General features: G+C 73.7%; 14 protein-coding genes. 13 read left to right on the top strand and 1 reads right to left on the bottom strand.

The genetic code is table 11. The annotated features are described in order from the left end of the window. On the bottom strand, positions 1-2446 hold a 2446-nt coding region (locus tag ETD96_RS23390; protein WP_138638616.1), incomplete at its 3' end, for an ATP-dependent Clp protease ATP-binding subunit. 133 nt (positions 2447-2579) lie between these two features. Between ETD96_RS23390 and ETD96_RS23385 the strand changes: the two genes are divergently transcribed. From ETD96_RS23385 to ETD96_RS23325, 13 genes are all read left to right on the top strand, one after another. Further along, on the top strand, positions 2580-2786 hold the full coding sequence (locus ETD96_RS23385; RefSeq protein WP_138638615.1) for a hypothetical protein: 207 nt from the start codon (positions 2580-2582) through the stop codon (positions 2784-2786). A gap of 90 nt (positions 2787-2876) precedes the next feature. Continuing rightward, a complete protein-coding gene (locus ETD96_RS23380; protein ID WP_138638614.1) occupies positions 2877-4079 on the top strand; it encodes a DUF6004 family protein in 1203 nt (400 codons plus the stop codon). A gap of 131 nt (positions 4080-4210) precedes the next feature. Then, positions 4211-5089, top strand: a complete 879-nt coding sequence (locus ETD96_RS23375) for a methyltransferase domain-containing protein (RefSeq protein WP_138638613.1) — start codon at positions 4211-4213, stop codon at positions 5087-5089. A 2-nt stretch (positions 5090-5091) separates the two neighbouring features. Beyond that, positions 5092-5727, top strand: coding sequence for a PQQ-binding-like beta-propeller repeat protein (locus ETD96_RS23370; RefSeq protein WP_138638612.1), 636 nt, complete (start codon positions 5092-5094; stop codon positions 5725-5727). Continuing rightward, positions 5724-7124 carry an ABC1 kinase family protein gene (locus ETD96_RS23365; protein ID WP_138638611.1) on the top strand — a complete coding sequence of 467 codons (1401 nt, stop codon included), beginning with the start codon at positions 5724-5726 and terminating at the stop codon, positions 7122-7124. The genes ETD96_RS23370 and ETD96_RS23365 overlap by 4 nt, the downstream gene beginning before the upstream one ends. Further along, entirely contained in the window at positions 7121-8353 is a 1233-nt protein-coding gene (locus tag ETD96_RS23360; RefSeq protein ID WP_138638610.1) for a DUF885 domain-containing protein, read from the top strand. Before ETD96_RS23365 ends, ETD96_RS23360 begins: the two co-directional genes overlap by 4 nt. A 75-nt stretch (positions 8354-8428) precedes the next feature. Continuing rightward, positions 8429-9139: a DUF899 family protein gene (locus ETD96_RS23355; RefSeq protein ID WP_138638609.1), complete on the top strand. Its 711-nt coding sequence runs from the start codon at positions 8429-8431 to the stop codon at positions 9137-9139. 147 nt (positions 9140-9286) lie between these two features. After that, a complete protein-coding gene (locus tag ETD96_RS23350) occupies positions 9287-10591 on the top strand; it encodes an aminotransferase class V-fold PLP-dependent enzyme (protein WP_138638608.1) in 1305 nt (434 codons plus the stop codon). A 90-nt stretch (positions 10592-10681) separates the two neighbouring features. Further along, entirely contained in the window at positions 10682-12985 is a 2304-nt protein-coding gene (locus tag ETD96_RS23345; RefSeq protein WP_138638607.1) for an ABC transporter substrate-binding protein, read from the top strand. Beyond that, positions 12972-13721 (top strand): hypothetical protein, encoded by a 750-nt coding sequence (locus ETD96_RS23340; RefSeq protein WP_240808066.1) that lies wholly within the window; start codon positions 12972-12974, stop codon positions 13719-13721. The genes ETD96_RS23345 and ETD96_RS23340 overlap by 14 nt, the downstream gene beginning before the upstream one ends. Next, positions 13718-15016 carry an aminotransferase class V-fold PLP-dependent enzyme gene (locus ETD96_RS23335; protein WP_138638606.1) on the top strand — a complete coding sequence of 433 codons (1299 nt, stop codon included), beginning with the start codon at positions 13718-13720 and terminating at the stop codon, positions 15014-15016. The genes ETD96_RS23340 and ETD96_RS23335 overlap by 4 nt, the downstream gene beginning before the upstream one ends. Continuing rightward, entirely contained in the window at positions 15016-16137 is a 1122-nt protein-coding gene (locus tag ETD96_RS23330; RefSeq protein ID WP_138638605.1) for a trans-sulfuration enzyme family protein, read from the top strand. The genes ETD96_RS23335 and ETD96_RS23330 overlap by 1 nt, the downstream gene beginning before the upstream one ends. An 18-nt stretch (positions 16138-16155) precedes the next feature. Beyond that, positions 16156-17088: a homocysteine S-methyltransferase family protein gene (locus ETD96_RS23325; RefSeq protein WP_138638604.1), complete on the top strand. Its 933-nt coding sequence runs from the start codon at positions 16156-16158 to the stop codon at positions 17086-17088. The last annotated feature ends 35 nt before the right edge of the window (positions 17089-17123 follow it).

The raw sequence follows: 17123 nt of genomic DNA, 5'->3' as shown, positions 1-17123 counted from the left end.
TCTCGGCCGTGTCGGGGTTGTCGGGGTCGAAGCCCTCGGTGCCCACGATCACGATCTGGCCGGGCTTGAGCTCGCTGTAGAGGATCTTCTCCGACAGCGTGTCCTCGATCTCCCGCTGGATCGTGCGGCGCAGCGGCCGCGCCCCCAGCACCGGGTCATAGCCGCGGAGGGCGAGCAGGTCCTTGGCCTCCTGCCGCAGCTCGATGCCCATGTCGCGGTCGCGGAGCCGCTCGTCGACCTTGGCGATCATCAGATCCACGATCTGGATGATCTCCTTCGGCGTGAGCTGGTGGAACACCACGGTGTCATCGACACGGTTGAGGAACTCGGGCCGGAAGTGCTGCTTGAGCTCCTCCGACACCTTGGCCTTCATCCGCTCGTACGAGCCCTGCTCGTCGTTCTGACGCGCGAACCCCATCGACACGCCCTTGGAGATGTCCTTGGACCCCAGGTTCGTGGTCATGATGATCACGGTGTTCTTGAAGTCCACCACACGCCCCTGCGCGTCGGTGAGACGACCGTCCTCCAGGATCTGCAGCAGGCTGTTGAAGATGTCCTGGTGCGCCTTCTCGATCTCATCGAACAGCACCACCGAGAACGGCTTGCGCCGGACCTTCTCGGTCAGCTGGCCGCCCTCCTCGTACCCGACGTAGCCGGGCGGGGACCCGAACAGCCGCGAGACCGTGTGCTTCTCCATGAACTCCGACATGTCCAGCTGGATCAGCGCGTCCTCGTCCCCGAACAGGAACTCCGCCAGCGTCTTGGACAGCTCGGTCTTCCCCACCCCCGACGGGCCGGCGAAGATGAACGAGCCGCCGGGACGCTTGGGGTCCTTCAGCCCGGCGCGGGTGCGGCGGATCGACTGCGACAGCGCCCTTATCGCGTCCTCCTGGCCGATGACGCGCTTGTGGAGCTCGTCCTCCATGCGCAGCAGCCGGGTCGACTCCTCCTCGGTCAGCTTGAACACCGGGATCCCGGTCGCGGTGGCCAGCACCTCGGCGATCAGCTCGTCGGTGACCTCGGCGACCACGTCCATGTCGCCGGCCTTCCACTCCTTCTCCCGCTGCGCCTTCTGCCCCAGCAACTGCTTCTCCGAGTCCCGCAACGCGGCGGCCTTCTCGAAGTCCTGCGCATCGATCGCCGACTCCTTGTCCCGGCGGACATCGGCGATCTTCTCGTCGTACTCGCGCAGGTCCGGCGGCGCCGTCATCCGCCGGATCCGCATCCGCGACCCGGCCTCGTCGATCAGGTCGATGGCCTTGTCGGGCAGGAACCGGTCACTGATGTACCGGTCGGCCAGCTGCGCCGCCGCCACCAAAGCGCTGTCGGTGATCGACACCCGGTGGTGCGCCTCGTACCGGTCCCGCAACCCCTTCAGGATCTCGATCGTGTGCGACAGCGACGGCTCGGCCACCTGGATCGGCTGGAACCGCCGCTCCAGCGCCGCGTCCTTCTCCAGGTGCTTGCGGTACTCATCCAGCGTCGTCGCACCGATGGTCTGCAGCTCACCCCGCGCCAGCATCGGCTTCAAAATCGACGCGGCGTCGATCGCGCCCTCGGCCGCACCCGCACCCACCAGCGTGTGGAGCTCGTCGATGAACAGGATGATGTCGCCCCGGGTACGGATCTCCTTCAGCACCTTCTTCAGGCGCTCCTCGAAATCACCCCGATAGCGGGACCCCGCGACCAGTGCGCCGAGGTCGAGGGTGTAGAGCTGCTTGTCCTTCAGGGTCTCGGGCACCTCGCCCTTGACGATCTTCTGCGCCAGCCCCTCGACCACGGCGGTCTTACCGACGCCGGGCTCACCCACCAGGACCGGGTTGTTCTTGGTACGGCGGGACAACACCTGCATGACCCGCTCGATCTCCTTGCTCCGGCCGATCACCGGGTCAAGCTTCCCCTCACGCGCAGCCTGCGTCAGATTCCGACCGAACTGATCGAGGACCAGCGACGTGGACGGCCCGGAGTCTGACGAGGCCCCGGACGACGACATCGGCTCTTTCCCCTGCTCGTAGCCATGTAGCAACTGGATGACCTGCTGGCGGACCCGGTTCAGGTCGGCGCCGAGCTTCACCAGCACCTGCGCCGCGACGCCCTCGCCCTCACGGATCAGGCCAAGGAGGATGTGCTCGGTGCCGATGTAGTTGTGGCCGAGCTGCAGCGCCTCACGCAGCGACAGCTCCAGCACCTTCTTGGCACGCGGAGTGAACGGAATGTGCCCCGACGGCGCCTGCTGACCCTGGCCGATGATCTCCTCGACCTGCTGCCGCACCGCCTCAAGACTGATACCCAGGCTCTCCAGAGCCTTCGCGGCGACACCCTCACCCTCGTGGATCAGGCCAAGGAGGATGTGCTCGGTACCGATGTAGTTGTGGTTGAGCATCCTGGCCTCCTCCTGAGCCAGGACGACAACACGCCGCGCGCGGTCGGTGAACCTCTCGAACATCTCCTCGCCTCATCTCCGGGCGCTGGACATTTAACTCTATGTTTCTAAAGTGGATTGTCCGGTGCCGTTGCGCAAGGCGCGTTCACTACCGGCGTAGCGCCGCAGGGCACCGCGGACCCGAGCGGAGGAGCCTGTGTCCCTGGAGAACCACCTCATGGTCGACGTCTACACCGACGTCCACAACGACTGCGAAGCCGAGGAGAACGCCGCCGCGGCCCGGGCCGGGCGGATGCCGTCCGGCCCGGGGGGCGAGGGCGTCCCGGCCGGCTACCCCGCCGGCCGGCCCGCCGCCTCGCGGGCCGCCGGCGAGCCGCTGGAGCCCATTGACTTCTCACTTTAAAAACTTATAGTGAGAGGCCCAAGGGTGCCATCGGGAGCCGCGCGGGCCGAGGCCCCGAAACGATCTCGACAGACGCTGGAGGTGTCTGGCTTGAGTTCACTCCGCGAGACATACGAATCCCTCAACCTGGAGCCGAAGCCGATCCGGCCGCACATCCTCGCCGCCGCGACGATCGTCTTCGGCGACGACTACTACGCGGGCCGCCGGGAGACCATCAACCTCTCCGGGTTCGTGCAGCTGAACAAGTGGCCGATGCCGGGCTTCGAGCACCGCGTGGACGAGAACGGCTACGCCGAGCTCCAGACCGAGCTCATCAGCGCGCCCGAGGTCGGCATCAAGGGCTACAGCTACGAGCTGGACGACCGCATCCAGGTGCTGTCGAACCCCTTCCTGCCGAACACCGGCCACGTGCGCCAGATCGTCCCCGGCAAGAACTTCCCCGCGGAGTTCTACATCCGCCGCTTCGGCATCCTGGAGACCAGCACGCTGCGTCTCGCCCACCGCAACGTCATCGACATCTACGGCGTGGTGGACAACATTCCCCCCTACAAGAAGCCGCTCACGGGCCCGTACCTGGGCAGCCCGCGCGGCGACGGCCCGTTCGAGGTCGTGCAGGCGCCGAACGTGGCCGTCGGCACGACGCTCCCCGAGGCGTGGTACCCGGCCAACGACGAGAACGAGCCGGTCGGCATCACCCCGACCGTGTTCTTCGCGGCGAGCGCCGGGCCCTGCATGTCCATGCTGGTCGACCCGTCCATGATCATGCAGGTGTCGCTGGAGGGCTCCATCGACATCGAGGTCGACGGACGGACCGAGACCATCGACCTCGCGGGCGACCACCGCAAGGCGGCCGGCACCGAGATCCTGCTGTTCGGCCCTGAGAAGCACGACGAGGGCACCGGTGTGCTGGCCCAGATGGCGCGCGTCGCCATGGTCGGCACCAGCGACGCCCTCGGCGGGCGGGTCATGCTCCGCGCGAGCTGGCCGCGGCCGTCCGGCGGCACCCTCGGCACGGGTAGCGAGGAGAGCCTGAGCCGCGTCCGCTACCCCGGCGACCTGCACATCGACGCCGAGTTCGAACTGTCCACCCCGCAGGGCAACCTGTACGCGGCCAGCCCGGTGCACGTCGCCGGCAAGCTGCGCGACCTGGAGCCCACCGGGACCGAACTGTCGATGCAGGGCACCGACGCGGCCCTGCTCACCGACGGCGGCACTCCCCGTGCCCGGCTGACCGGGGCGCGCCTGGTCATGCGGGACGCCTACGTGGGCGAGACCGCCGCGGTGAACATCTGATCCGGTCCGCGGCCGCGGCTTGACGCGGTCACCGGAGCGAGTCAGATTGAAAAACCAGTAGTACCGGTGCCGGGCGCCTCCTCCCGGGGGCGCCCGGTCCCGGGCACGCCGCGCGACAGGTGGGAGAAGGCTTGGACCCCCGGCAGCTCCAGATGCACCAGGCGATGCTCGCCGACCGGCCCCGGCTGGCGGCCTACGACCGGGCCCTGGCGGGCCTCGCGCACGGCGCCGTCGTCGCCGACGTCGGGGCGGGGGTGCTCGCGCTGTCGCTGCTGGCGCTGCGGCACGGCGCCGAGCACGTCTACGCGGTGGAGGCCGATCCCGCCACCGCGGCCGTCGCCGCCCGCGTCGCCGAGAGCAACGACCTGAAGGGACGGCTGACCGTCGTGCGCGGCGACGCCCGCACGGTGCGGCTGCCGGAGCGCGCCGACGTGGTCGTGTCCGAGATGATGGGCAACCTCGGCCCCGAGGAGCAGATGATGGAGGTGCTGGGCGAGTTCGCCCGGCACAACCTGGCGGCCGGCGGCACGGTCGTCCCGAGCCGCCTGGTCACCCAGCTCGCCGCCGTGCAGTTCGACGGCGAGGGCTGGGGCCTGTGGGACGACGACTTCCACGGCTTCCGGCTGGACGCGGTGGCCGAGAGCGCGGCGCCCGCCGCGCAGCTGCACTTCTTCCAGCGCCCGCCGACACTGCTGAGCGAGCCCGCCGAGGTCGCCGACCAGCGGCCCGCGCGCGGGCAGGCCGCGCCGCCGCGCGGCCGGACCCTCACCATCACCAGACCCGGACGCCTGCACGCCGTCATCGGCTACTTCACCGCCACCCTCACCGAGGACACGACCCTGTCGAACCTGCCGTCCTATCCCGGCTGCAACTGGGCGGTGTGGGTGTGGCCGCTGCGGCACACCGACGTAGCGCCCGGCGACCGGCTGCGGGTGGTGCCGCGCCCGGCGGGCGACGTCCGCGAGGTCACCGGCTGGCGGCTGGACTGCGGGCTGAGGAAAGGGAGCTGACCATGCCCATGGCGGCCGGTTCGGTGCGCGACATCCCCGTGCGCGCCCTCAAGCTGTGCGGTCTCACCTGGAGCGGGGAGTGCCTGTGGTTCTCCGAGGCCGTGTCCAACCAGATCATGGCGCTCGCCCCCATGACCGGCGAGGTCCGGCAGCGGGTGCCCTGCGCCGACGTCCGCACCGACCTGACGACGATGGACGGGAACCTGGTGCAGATCGCCGGCCCGGACCGCGTCCTGCGCACGCTCGACCCGGAGACCGGGGACGTGCTCGCCGAGCGGCCCAACCCGCGCCCCGGCGCGCTGCTGTGCGGGCTGGAGGCGACCCGGCACGGGCTGTGGCTCGGCTATGAGGACCTGCGCGTCGTCGACCTGCGCGACCCGGACGACCTGCGGCTGATCCGCAGCTACCCGGTGCGGAGCCCGGTCGCGGGCGTGACCGTCTCCGACGGGTTCCTCGCCTACGCCGACCACCGCGCCGCCACGCTGAACCTGCTCGACCTGGAGCGCGGCGCCGAGCTCGCGGCGGTGTCGGTGGCGGGCAACCCCACCGGCATCACCTGGGACGGCACGCTGATCTGGTACTGCGACTACACGACCCTCCAGCTCCGGGCGGTGGAGATCCTGGGGATCGCGGGATGACGCGCCGCGACGACCCGGTGCTGCTCGCGGCGCGGGCGGCGCGCGTGCTCGCCACGGTCGTCGTGCTCGGCGCGGCGGCGCTGCCCGGGACGGTCGGGCTGACCCTGCTGCGCGGCCCGGCGGCGGGCCGCCGCCACCTGTACCGCCGGATCACCCGGCTGCTGGTGGCGCTCGGGCCGACGTTCGTCAAGGCCGGGCAGGTGCTCGGCACCCGCCGGGACGTCCTGCCCGCCGCGCTGTGCGACGAGCTGTCCCTGCTCCAGGACTCGGTCGGCCCGCTCACTCCCGAGCAGACCCGCCGCGGCCTCGCCGAGGCGTACGGCCCGGTCCCGGCCAAGCCCGTGGTGGACGGGCCCGTGGTGGACGGGCGCGCGGTGGACGGACACGCGGGCAACGGGCACGCGGGCAACGGGCGCGCGGTGGACTCGCGGGGCGGCGGGGCGCCGATCCGGGCGTCGGACGTCACCGCCGTGGCGAGCGGCAGCGTCGCCTGCGTCTACGAGGCGACGCTGCCGTCCGGGGCGCGGGTCGCGGTGAAGCTGCGCCGGCCCGGCATCGAGGCGCCGATGCGGCGCGACCTGGCGCTGATGCGGGCGGGCGCCCGGCTGGCGGCGCGGGTGCCGCCGTTCCGGGGCCTGCCGGTCGCGGAGGTCGTGGACAGCATGTGCGGGGCCGTCCTCGGGCAGCTCGACTTCGCCCGGGAGGCCGCGAACCTGGACCGGCTCCGCGACACGCTGGCGACGGTGCCGCGCGTCTGGGTGCCGAAGGTGCACCTGGACGCGTCCCGGCCGCGCTGCATCGTGATGGACTTCATCCCCGACCTGGACGTGCGGGCCGCCGAGTCGTGCCCGCCGGCGATGCGCAAGCGGTTCGCCGAGTCCGCGCTGACCGCGATCTACCACATGCTGTTCGTCACCGGGTTCGTGCACTGCGACCTGCATCCGGGCAACCTCTACTTCACCCGCGGCGGGCAGGTGGTGGTGCTGGACGCAGGGTTCAGCGTGCAGCTCTCGGAGCGGCTGCGCCGGCTGTTCGCCGAGTTCTTCCTCAACATGGCCACCGGCCGGGGGCGGCGCTGCGCCGAGATCGTCATCGAGAGCTCGGCGGGCGTGCGCCCGGACGCCGACCTGGAGGGCTTCACCGTCCGGATGGCGGACCTGGTGGAGCGCAGCCACGGGCTCCCGGCCCGCGAGTTCAGCCTGATCGCCTTCGCCGCCGAGATGTTCGACCTGCAGCGCCGGTTCGGCATCCACGCCGCCGCCGAGCTGATCTTCCCGCTGCTGTCGCTGCTGGTCATCGAGGGCACGATCCGCGAGCTGGACCCGTCGATCGACTTCCAGGAGACGGCCAAGCCCGTCCTGAACCGCGGGCTGTTCGGCCGCCGGACGCCGGCGTGAGCGCGGCGGCGGCGGGCGGCGCCGGCACCGAGCCGGTCGTCCTGGAGTACCTGCTGCTGGGGCTGCGGCTCGGCCGGCACGTGCCGGGGTTCGTCGACTCCTGGGCCGGTGACCCGTCGCTGCAGGCGCGGGTCGAGGCCGAGCCGCCCGCCGACCCGGCGGCCCTGGCCCGGCGGGCGGCCCGGCTGCGCCGCGAGGCGGCCGACAGCGGGCTCGCCGCGGAGCGCCGGGACTTCCTGACGGCGCAACTCGCCGCGCTGGAGTGCGGCGCGCGGCGGCTGGCGGGGGAGCAGGTCCCGTTCGTCGAGGAGATCGAGACCTACTTCCAGGTGCGGATCGGCATGGGCGACACCGACCGGTACGCCGCCGCCCACGACGCGCTCGCCGGGCTGCTGCCGGGGGCCGGCCCGCTGCGGGCGCGGCTGGAGGAGTTCCGGGCGCGCAACGCGGTGCCGCCGGACGCGCTGCACCGGGCCGTCCGCGCGGTGTCGGACGCGCTGCGCGTGCTCGTCCGCGACCGCTACGGCCTGCCCCCCGGCGAAGAGGTGACGTACGAGGTGGTGCGGGACCGGCCGTGGAACGCCTTCAACCGCTACCTCGGCCGGTACCGGTCGGTGGTCTCGCTCAACGAGCCGGCGGGCGCCGACCTGGGCGCGCTGCCGCTGATCGCCGCGCACGAGTGCTACCCGGGGCACCACACCGAGCGCAGCCTCAAGGAGGCGGAGCTGGTGGCGGACGGGCAGCACGAGCACGCGATCGCGCTGGTGAACACCCCGCAGTCGCTCATGGCGGAGGGCATCGCCGAGCACGCGCTCGCCGCCGTGATGCCCGCGGGCTGGGGCGCCTGGACGGCGGAGATCCTCGCCGCGGAGGGCGTCCGGATGGACGGCGAGCGCGTCGAGCAGGTGATGCGGCACGTCAGGACGCTGCTGCCCGCCCGCCAGGACGCGGCGCTCCTCCTGCACGACCGGGGCGCCGGCACCGACGCGGCGGTCGCCCACCTGCGGCGGTGGCTGCTGCTGGGCGAGGAGCGGGCCCGCCGGATGACGGCCTTCCTGACCGATCCGCTGTGGCGGGCGCACACCACGACCTACATCGAGGGCGCCCGGCTCGTCGCCGCCTGGACGGCGCTCGGCGACCCGCGTCGGCGGTTCCGGCGGCTGCTGGCCGAACCGCTGCTCCCGGCGCGCCTCGGCAAGGACATCGTCAACACCGCCCCGGCGCACTGATACTTGCATATTGTGTAGCGCGTCCACGGGAGACCGGACCGGAAGACGTCAGACCGGAGACTGAGGGGTGCGCGCATGACCGAGGTGGACCGCGGCGAGATCGAGCCCATGTGGCCGGAGGGCGCCGGGGAGGACTACATCGCGGCCAGGATCGAGCTGGCCAGGGCGGAGCGGAGGCTGCGCGACCAGGTCGAGGCGGTGGCCGCCGCGCGCCGCCGGATGCCGCCGGGAAGGCTGCTGGACGACTACGTGTTCGCGGAGGGTCCGCGCGACCTCGCCGCGGACGAGCCCGTCACCGCCCCGCACCTCGCCGACCTGTTCGGCGAGCACGACACGCTGCTGACCTACCACCTGATGTTCCACCCCGACGAGGACCAGGCGTGCTCGATGTGCTCGATGTGGGTCGACGGCTTCCACGGGGTCTCGCACCACCTGGCGCGGCACGGCGCGTTCGTCGTGGTGAGCAAGGCGCCGCTGCCGAAGCTGCGCGCGTGGGCGCGGCGGCGCGGCTGGGACGGGCTGCGGATCCTGTCCAGCCACGGCACGACGTTCAACCGGGACATGAACACCGAGCGGGCCGGCGGCGTGCAGCGGCCGGTGTTCAGCGTCCTGCGCAGGGAGGACGCCGGGATCCGGCACTTCTACTCGCTGCCCGCCAACCACCTCGACGGCACCGAGCGCGGCATCGACCTGCTGTCGCCGGTGTGGAACGTGCTGGACCTGACGCCCGGCGGGCGCGGCGACTGGTACGCCGACAACGACTACCCGGGCCGGGCCCGCGGCTGACCCGCCGGACCGCCGCCTCCCGAGCACGTGGCCCGGCCGGCGCGTGCTCGGGAGGATTCGCCGGTTGTGTCGCGATTGACGGCTTTCACTTTAATAATATATTGTGATCCGAGTTGACGGTGACTCTCTCCCGAGGGGGAATCGGTCGTGTCCGACCAGCTCGCAGCGGGTGTCAGCCGATCCGGAACCGACCTGTCCGAGGCGTCCTGGGACGCCGTTCGCAAGCTGTTCGCCCTGCGGGACGGCACGACCCACCTCAACACCGGCACGGTCGGCGCGCCGCCGCACGAGGTGCTGGACGTGCACGAGCGGCTCTCCCGCGAATGGGCCGGGAGCCTCGGCGACATCTACCCGCCGACGCTCTACCCCGACTACCGCGCCGCCATCGCCCGCGACTTCGGCATCGACCAGGACGAGCTGGCGATCTGCCACAACTCCACCGAGGCCATGGCGCGGATCGTCGCCGGGCTCGACTTCGGCGAGGGCGACGAGGTCGTCACCACCACCCACGAGTGCTTCTCGGTGCTGTCCAACCTCAACCTCGTCCGCGACCGCCACGGGCTGACCGTCCGGCAGGTCACCCCGCCGTCCGGCCCGGACGTGCGCGCCGAGGAGATCGTGGAGCTGTTCGAGGCGGCGATCACCCCGCGCACCAAGGCGCTGTTCTTCGCCGGGGTGACGCTGTTCACCGGCACCCGGATGCCCGTCCGCGAACTCTGCGACCTCGCCCAGCGGCACGGCCTGATCACGGCCATGGACGGCGCCCTCGTCCCCGGGATGCTGGACGTGGACCTGCGCGCCCTCGGCCTCGACTTCGCCAGCGGATCGGGCTCGAAGTTCCAGTGCGGCCCCCTCGGCACCGGCCTGCTGTACGCGCGCAACAAGGTCGTCCCCGAGCACAACCCGCTGCCGCTGCCGCGCTTCTGGCCGGTCATCTCCACCTGGTACCCGCTGCTCGGCCCGATGCCGCCGCGCACGACGACCGGCGTCGAGACCTGCAACATGGGCGACTACCTGCAGAGCGCGGGCAGCGCCGGCACCGCCCGCGCCGCCGCGCTAGCCAAGGCGTGCGAGATCTGGAACGCGATCGGGCGCGGCCGCATCGAGCGGCACATCCTCGACCTCGGCGACTACGCGCGGGAGCGGGTCGCGGAGCGGTTCGGCGAGGACTCCCTGTACTCGCCGTCCGCCGACGCCCGGCTGCGCTCGCCGCTGGTCGCCTTCAAGCCGTTCCGGGACCCGGCGGACGCCTGGAACCCCAAGAAGATCAACATCCTGGTCGACCGGCTGGAGGCCGAGCACCGGATCTGGATCCGCTGGGTGGAGTTCGACGTGCCCGGCTCGCCGCACCTGCACTACGCGGCCCGCCTGTGCACCCACCTGTTCAACACGCGCGAGGACGTCGACCGTGCCGTGGACGCCATCGGCCGCCTCGCCGACGAGCTGTCGTGACCGGAGGGGCCGCCGCGCGGGACGCGGGGGCCGCAGGCAGCCCGCGGGGCGGACGCCCCGCGGGCGGACGAGCTACGGAGCGGTGAAGCCATGACCGACGACGGGCCGCCGGACGGCGGGGTACTGCGGCTGTACGGGCCGGGCGAGAGCGGCGACCTCGACCCCGCCCGCGCCGGCGGCGCCCCGGCCCGGCAGATCACCCGCCTGTGCACCCGGCAGCTGTTCGGCTACGCGCCGGTCGCCGACCCCGCCGACTGGCGGATCGCGGCGCCCGTCCCCGACCTCGCGGCCGACGTCCCGTCCACCTACAACGCCGGGATGAGCGCGAGCCACAAGGTCTACACGGTGACGCTGCGCAGCGGCGTCCGGTGGGACGCCTCGCCGCCGCGGGAGGTCACCGCCGGCGACTTCGTGCGCGCCTTCAAGCGGCTGTGCTCCCCGGTGCCGGGCATGGCGGGCGCCGCCTACTTCGCCGGGACGATCCGGGGCTTCACCGAGTACCGGCGGGCGTGCGCCGCCGCGTTCCCCGGCGGGGCGACGGCGGCGGAGCTGGCCGAGTTCCACCGGTCCACCGAGCTGCCCGGCGTGTTCGCGGTGGACGACGACGTGCTGGTGTTCGAGCTGGAGCGGCCCGACCCGGAGTTCCTGCACCTGCTCGCGCTGCCCGCCGCCTCTCCCGTCCCCGTCGAGTACGAGGCGTTCGTGCCGGGCGACGGCACCGCGCCCCGCCACCTGCGGTCGACGGGCCCGTACCGCGTCGTGCCCGCCCCGCCGGGCACGACGCTGCGGCTGGAGCGCAACCCGGTGTGGCGGCCGGAGACCGACCCGCTGCGGAGCGCGCACGTGGACGCCGTCGAGGTGACCGCGGCCCCGGCGACGGCGGGCGCGCTGCGCCGGGTCATCGGGGCGGGGCGCGCCGACCTGCCCTGGGGGCTCTCGGTGCCCGACCTGTCGGCCGATCCGCGCGGCGACCGGTACGTGCGCGACGAGGTCCTGGACCCCTACCTCGTCTTCAACCTCGCCGCGTCCCCCGTGCTGGACGCGCCCGAGCTGCGCCGGAGGATCGCGGCGGCCATCGACAAGCGGGCCCTGCTGCGCATCCACCGCGATCTGGGGCTGGACCCGTCCGTGCGGGTCGCGCACAGCCTGCTCGCCCCGGACGAAGTGCGGGCCGAGCCCGCCGATGTCCCGGTGGCGGGGTCCCCGGCGCCGCCGAAGGAGCTGGTGCTGATCCACTCCGATGCCGGCGCGCACCCGGCGATGGCGCGGTCGGTGGCCGCCGACCTCACCGGCGCCGGGATCGCGGTCCGCGTCGAACCGCGGCCGTTCGCCGCGTACCGCCGGATCGTGGCCGAGACCGGGGGCTGGGACCTCGCGCTCGCCGCCTGGGCGCCGGAATGGCCCGACGACCGGGGCCGCGCCACGGTCGAGCCGCTGCTACGGGGCGGGCCGGTGCCCGGCGTCGCCAACCACGGCCGCTACCTCGACCCCGGCCTCGACCGGGCCATGGACGAGGCCATCGGCGTCACCGACCCCGACCGGGCGCGGGCCGCCTGGCGCGAGATCGACCGGCGCGCCATGGCGGACGCCCCGGTCGTGCCGCTGCTGGCCGTCGCGAGGACCGTGCCCCGCGCCGCCGGGGACCGGGTCCGCGGCGCGGTGGCGATGCCCGTCCAGGACCACGCCCCCGACCTCGCCGCCGTCCGGCTCGACCTCACCCTGCCGGGACGGCCGCCGGCGATACCGGTCGCCCGGTCGGTGCCCGCCCCCGGGCGGTACCTGTGCGGGCTGACCCACGACGGCCGGTACCTGTGGCACTCCGACCAGGAGGCCGGGAAGCTCTTCGCGGTGCACCCGGCGCACGGCGAGATGGTCCGCGAGGTGTCGAACCCGCGCGTCCGCGCCGACCTGGCCTTCCACGACGGGCTGCTGCACCAGATCGGCGGGCGGCCGAAGCGGCTGGTGCTGATCGACCCGGAGACCGGGCAGGAGGTCGGAGAGAAGCCCGTCGACCCGCCGAGCGGCCGGGTGACCGGCGTCGAGGCCGCGCCCGAGGGCCTGTGGCTGTGCCTGCGCGCCCCGTCGGTGGCGCAGCTGCGCGACCCGCGCACGATGGAGGTGCTGCGCGAGTTCCCGATCGAGGGCGAGCCCGCCGGGCTGACCTGGGCGGGCGGGCGCGTCCTGTACGCCGAGTTCGAGACGGGCGTGCTGCGCGCGGTGGACGACACGACCGGGGAGCCCGTCGCCGAGGTCACCCTCGAAGGGCACCCGACCGGCCTGACGTGGGACGGCTACCAGCTCTGGTACTGCGACTTCGAGGCGCGGCGGCTGAAGTCGGTGCGGCTCGCCGAGGTCCTGCGGCATCCGCCCGCGCGGAGGCGTGGCGGTGGCTGACGGCGCCGCCGGGCTGGACCTGCTGCCGGTCGCGCGCGCCCTCGCGCCGACCCGGGAGCGCGCGGCGGCGGTCGCCCGCATCGCGGCCGGTACCGGCGTCGAGCTGGACGAGGACTTCGGCCGGCGGACCGCCGCCTACTACGACGCCGCGCCCGAGCCCGGCTACGGCGCGGACCTGCGCCGCCGCTACGACCGCCTGAAGCGGCACAACCTCGCGCAGTTCCAGGCGCTGACCGACGCGGGCGTGGAGATCCGCCCGTGGCTCGGGGACGGGCGCCCCTACCCGAACTCGCGCGTCCTGCGCGACCGCGTGCGCCGCACCCGGCGGCTCTACGTCCACCTGACGGCGCGCGGGCACGGGCCGGGGCCGGTCCGCGGCTTCCACCCGATGCGGGAGCCGGCGGGCCTGCGGGTGGACGGCGTGGAGTTCTGCCACAACGACGTGTTCCGGGCGGTCCACGACCTGCTCGGGCACGTCGCGTTCGACACCGGGTTCGGGCCGAAGGGCGAGTTCCTGGCGGCGCACGGCCACCTCCAGCTCTACCCGGAGGAGGCGCACCCGGTGCTGTTCACCGAGCAGATCGCGCAGATCTGCTGGTTCTACTACGGCCCGCACCGCGACGTGCCCGCGAGCCGCAGGCCGTTCCCCGAGCAGAAGGTCCTGCTGTTCCCGAAGCGGTTCCTCGACAGCTTCCGCCAGATGTTCCGGCCCAGGCCGGGGGAGGAGTCCGGATGACCGACACCGCACGGCTCGGCTCGCGGCGGGCCGGCCCGCCGCTGGAGGACGTCCGGCGCGACTTCCCGATCTTCGACGCGGGCGGCACGGCCGGCGGCGACGGGCCCCTGGTCTACCTCGACAACGCGGCCACCACGCAGAAGCCCCGCGCCGTCCTGGACGCCGTCGTCGGCTACTACTCCACCGCCAACGCCAACGTCGGGCGCGGCTACTACCGGCTGAGCATGGCCTCCACCGAGCGCTACGACGACGCGCGGGAGACCGTCCGGGCGATGCTGAACGCCGCGCACCCCGAGGAGATCGTCTTCACCCGCGGCACCACCGACGGGATGAACCTGCTGGCCGCCACGTTCGGCCCCCGCGTCGTCGGCCCCGGCGACCAGGTCGTGGTGACCGGCGCGGAGCACAACTCCAACCTGCTGCCCTGGCGGCGGCTGTGCGAGACGCGCGGCGCCGAACTCGTCGTCGTGCCCGCCGGGCCGTCCGGCCGGACCGCCGTCGCCGACTTCACCACCGCGCTCGGCCCCCGGGTGCGGCTGGCGGCGGTCGCGCACGTCTCCAACGTGCTCGGCGCCGTGAACCCGGTCGCCGAGCTGGTCTCCGCCGCGCACCGGCAGGGCGTCCCGGTCGTGGTGGACGGCGCGCAGGCCGTCCCGCACCGGCCGGTGGACGTGCGGGAGCTGGACGCCGACTTCTACTGCTTCTCCGGCCACAAGATGTACGGGCCGACCGGCACCGGGGTGCTGTACGGGCGCCGCGACCTGCTCGCGGACCTGCCGCCCTACCAGGTCGGCGGCGGCACCGTGAAGGGCGTCGCCCACGACGAGCCCGTCCACTACGTGCCGGTCCCGGCGCGGATGGAGGCGGGCACCCCCGACATCGCGGGCGCGGTCGGCCTCGCGGCGGCCGCCGGCTACCTCGCCGGGCTCGGCTGGACGCGGATCCGCCGCCACGACCAGCTGCTGGTGCGGCACGCGGTCGACGCGTTCGGCCGGATCGACCGGGTCCGGGTCGTCGGCGACCCGGCGGCCGGCTGCGGCGGCATCGTCTCCCTGGTGGTGGAGGGCGTCCACCCCTACGACGTCGGCGGGCACCTGGACGCGCACGGCATCGCGGTCCGCAGCGGCGTGCACTGCGCGAGCACGTTCCTGGACTCGCTCGGGCTGCTCGGCACCGTCCGCGTCTCGCTGGGCGTCTACAACACCGCCGCCGAGCTGGACCGGGTCGCCGAGGCGCTCGCCACCGTGCGGCCCGGCGTGTGGACGGCCGAGCACCCGACGACCCGGTTCCTGTGATGCGCTTCGACACCCGGCTGGTGCACGCCGGCCACGAACCCGACCCCGCGACCGGCGCGCTCGTCCCGCCGATCCACCTCGCCGTCACCTACGAGCGGCGCGTCCAGGACCCGCCCCGCTACTTCTACTCGCGCGGGGAGAACCCGACGCGGGAGCGGCTGGAGCGCTGCCTGGCGTCGCTGGAGGGCGCCCGGCACGCGGCGGCGTTCTCGTCCGGGCAGGCGGCGGCGGTCGCCGCGCTCGCCCTGCTGGAACCCGGCCGGACCCTGCTGGCCTGCGACGACGTGTACGGCGGCAGCCACGAGCTGTTCGCGATGCGCGCCGAGCGCGACGGCGTGAAGGTGCGGTACGCCGACCTGTCCGACCCCGGCGCGCTCGGCGCCGCGCTCGGCGACGACGTCGGGCTGGTGTGGATCGAGACCCCCACCAACCCGCTGCTGAAGGTCGTGGACCTGGAGGCGGTGTGCGGGGCGGCGCGCGCCGCCGGGATCCCCACCGTCGTCGACAACACCTTCGCCGGTCCCGCGCTCCAGCAGCCGCTGCGGCACGGCGCCGACGTCACCCTCTACAGCACCACCAAGGGCATCGCCGGCCACTCCGACGTGATCGGCGGCGCGCTCGTCACCGACGACGCGGACCTGCACCGGCGGTTCACCGCCGACCGCACCGTCACCGGCGGCGTCCCCTCGCCGTTCGACTGCTACCTCGTCCACCGGGGCGTGCAGACCCTGGCGCTGCGCACCGCCCGGCAGGCCGCCAACGCCGCCGCGATCGCCGCCGCGCTGGACGGCCACGAGCGGGTCGGGACGGTCCGCTACCCGGGACTCGCGGCGCATCCGCAGCACGCGGTCGCGGCCCGGCAGATGGCGGCGCCCGGCACGATCGTCAGCTTCGACTACCTGGGCGACCCCGCCGCGTTTATGGACCGGCTCCGGCTGTTCGGCTGCGCGGTCAGCCTCGGCGGCGTCCGCTCCCTGGTGGAGGTGCCCGCCGCGATGACCCACGCGCGGGTGCCGCGCGCCGCCCGGCTGCGGCTCGGCGTGACCGACCGGCTGGTGCGGATCTCGGCCGGCATCGAGGACCCCGCCGACCTGCTCGACGACCTGCGCACGGCCCTGTGACCGAAGGGAAGGCAGAGCATGGAACCGACGACGAACGGCCGGCGGCCCCTGTGGCTGGACGGCGCGACCGCCACCGAGCTGCAGCGCGCCGGGCTCGCGGTGGACGGCCCCTGGTGGACGGTCCGCGCGCTGAACGGCGAACCCAACCGCACCAAGCTGCGGGCCGTGCAGCGCGCGCACCTGGAGGCGGGCGCCGACGTGCTCACCGCCAACACCTTCCGGTGCAACCTGCGGACGCTGCGCCGGATCGGCCTCGACGCCGCCGGGCTCGCCTGGATGGTGCACGCCGCCGTCGGGGTCGCGCAGTCGGCCCGCGAGCAGGCGCGCCGCCCGGACGCCGTGATCGCCGCGTCGATGGCGCCCGTCGAGGACTGCTACCGGCCCGACCTGGTGCCGCCCGCCGACGAACTGGCCGCCGAGCACGCGTGGCTGGTCACCGAGGCGCGGCGGTCCGGCGTCGAGCTGTTCCTCATCGAGACCATGAACACCGAGCGGGAGGCCAGGACCGCGCTCGCCGCCGCGCTCGCCGGCGGCGGCCGCGCCTGGGTGAGCTTCGTCTGCGGGCCGGACGGGCTGCTGCCGTCCGGTGAGCGGGTCGGGGACGCGGCGGCCGCCGCCGAACGCGACGGCGCGGAGGCCGTCCTGGTCAACTGCACCGCCCTCGCGGACGTGCCCGCCGCGCTCGACCGGCTCCGGGAACGGTGCTCGGGCCCGATCGGCGTCGCGCCCAACCTGGAGGACCGCGGCTCGCTCGGCCGCTGGGAGCACACCGACCGGGCGCTGCCCGCCGCCGTCGGCCCGGACGAGTTCGCCGAGCTGATGGCCGGCTGGCGGGACCGGTACGGCCTCGACGTCCTCGGCGGCTGCTGCGGCACCACGCCCGACCACCTGGCCGCCGCCCGCGCGCTCATCGGCGCCGGCGCCGGGCCCGTCGCCGAGCCCGCCGGCTGACCCCGCACCCCGCTCACACGGCCCCGCTCCCACGC

This window comes from Actinomadura geliboluensis (genome assembly GCF_005889745.1).
In the GTDB taxonomy this organism is placed as follows: Bacteria; Actinomycetota; Actinomycetes; order Streptosporangiales; family Streptosporangiaceae; genus Spirillospora; species Spirillospora geliboluensis.
This window is presented reverse-complemented; position numbering and strand designations above follow the sequence as displayed.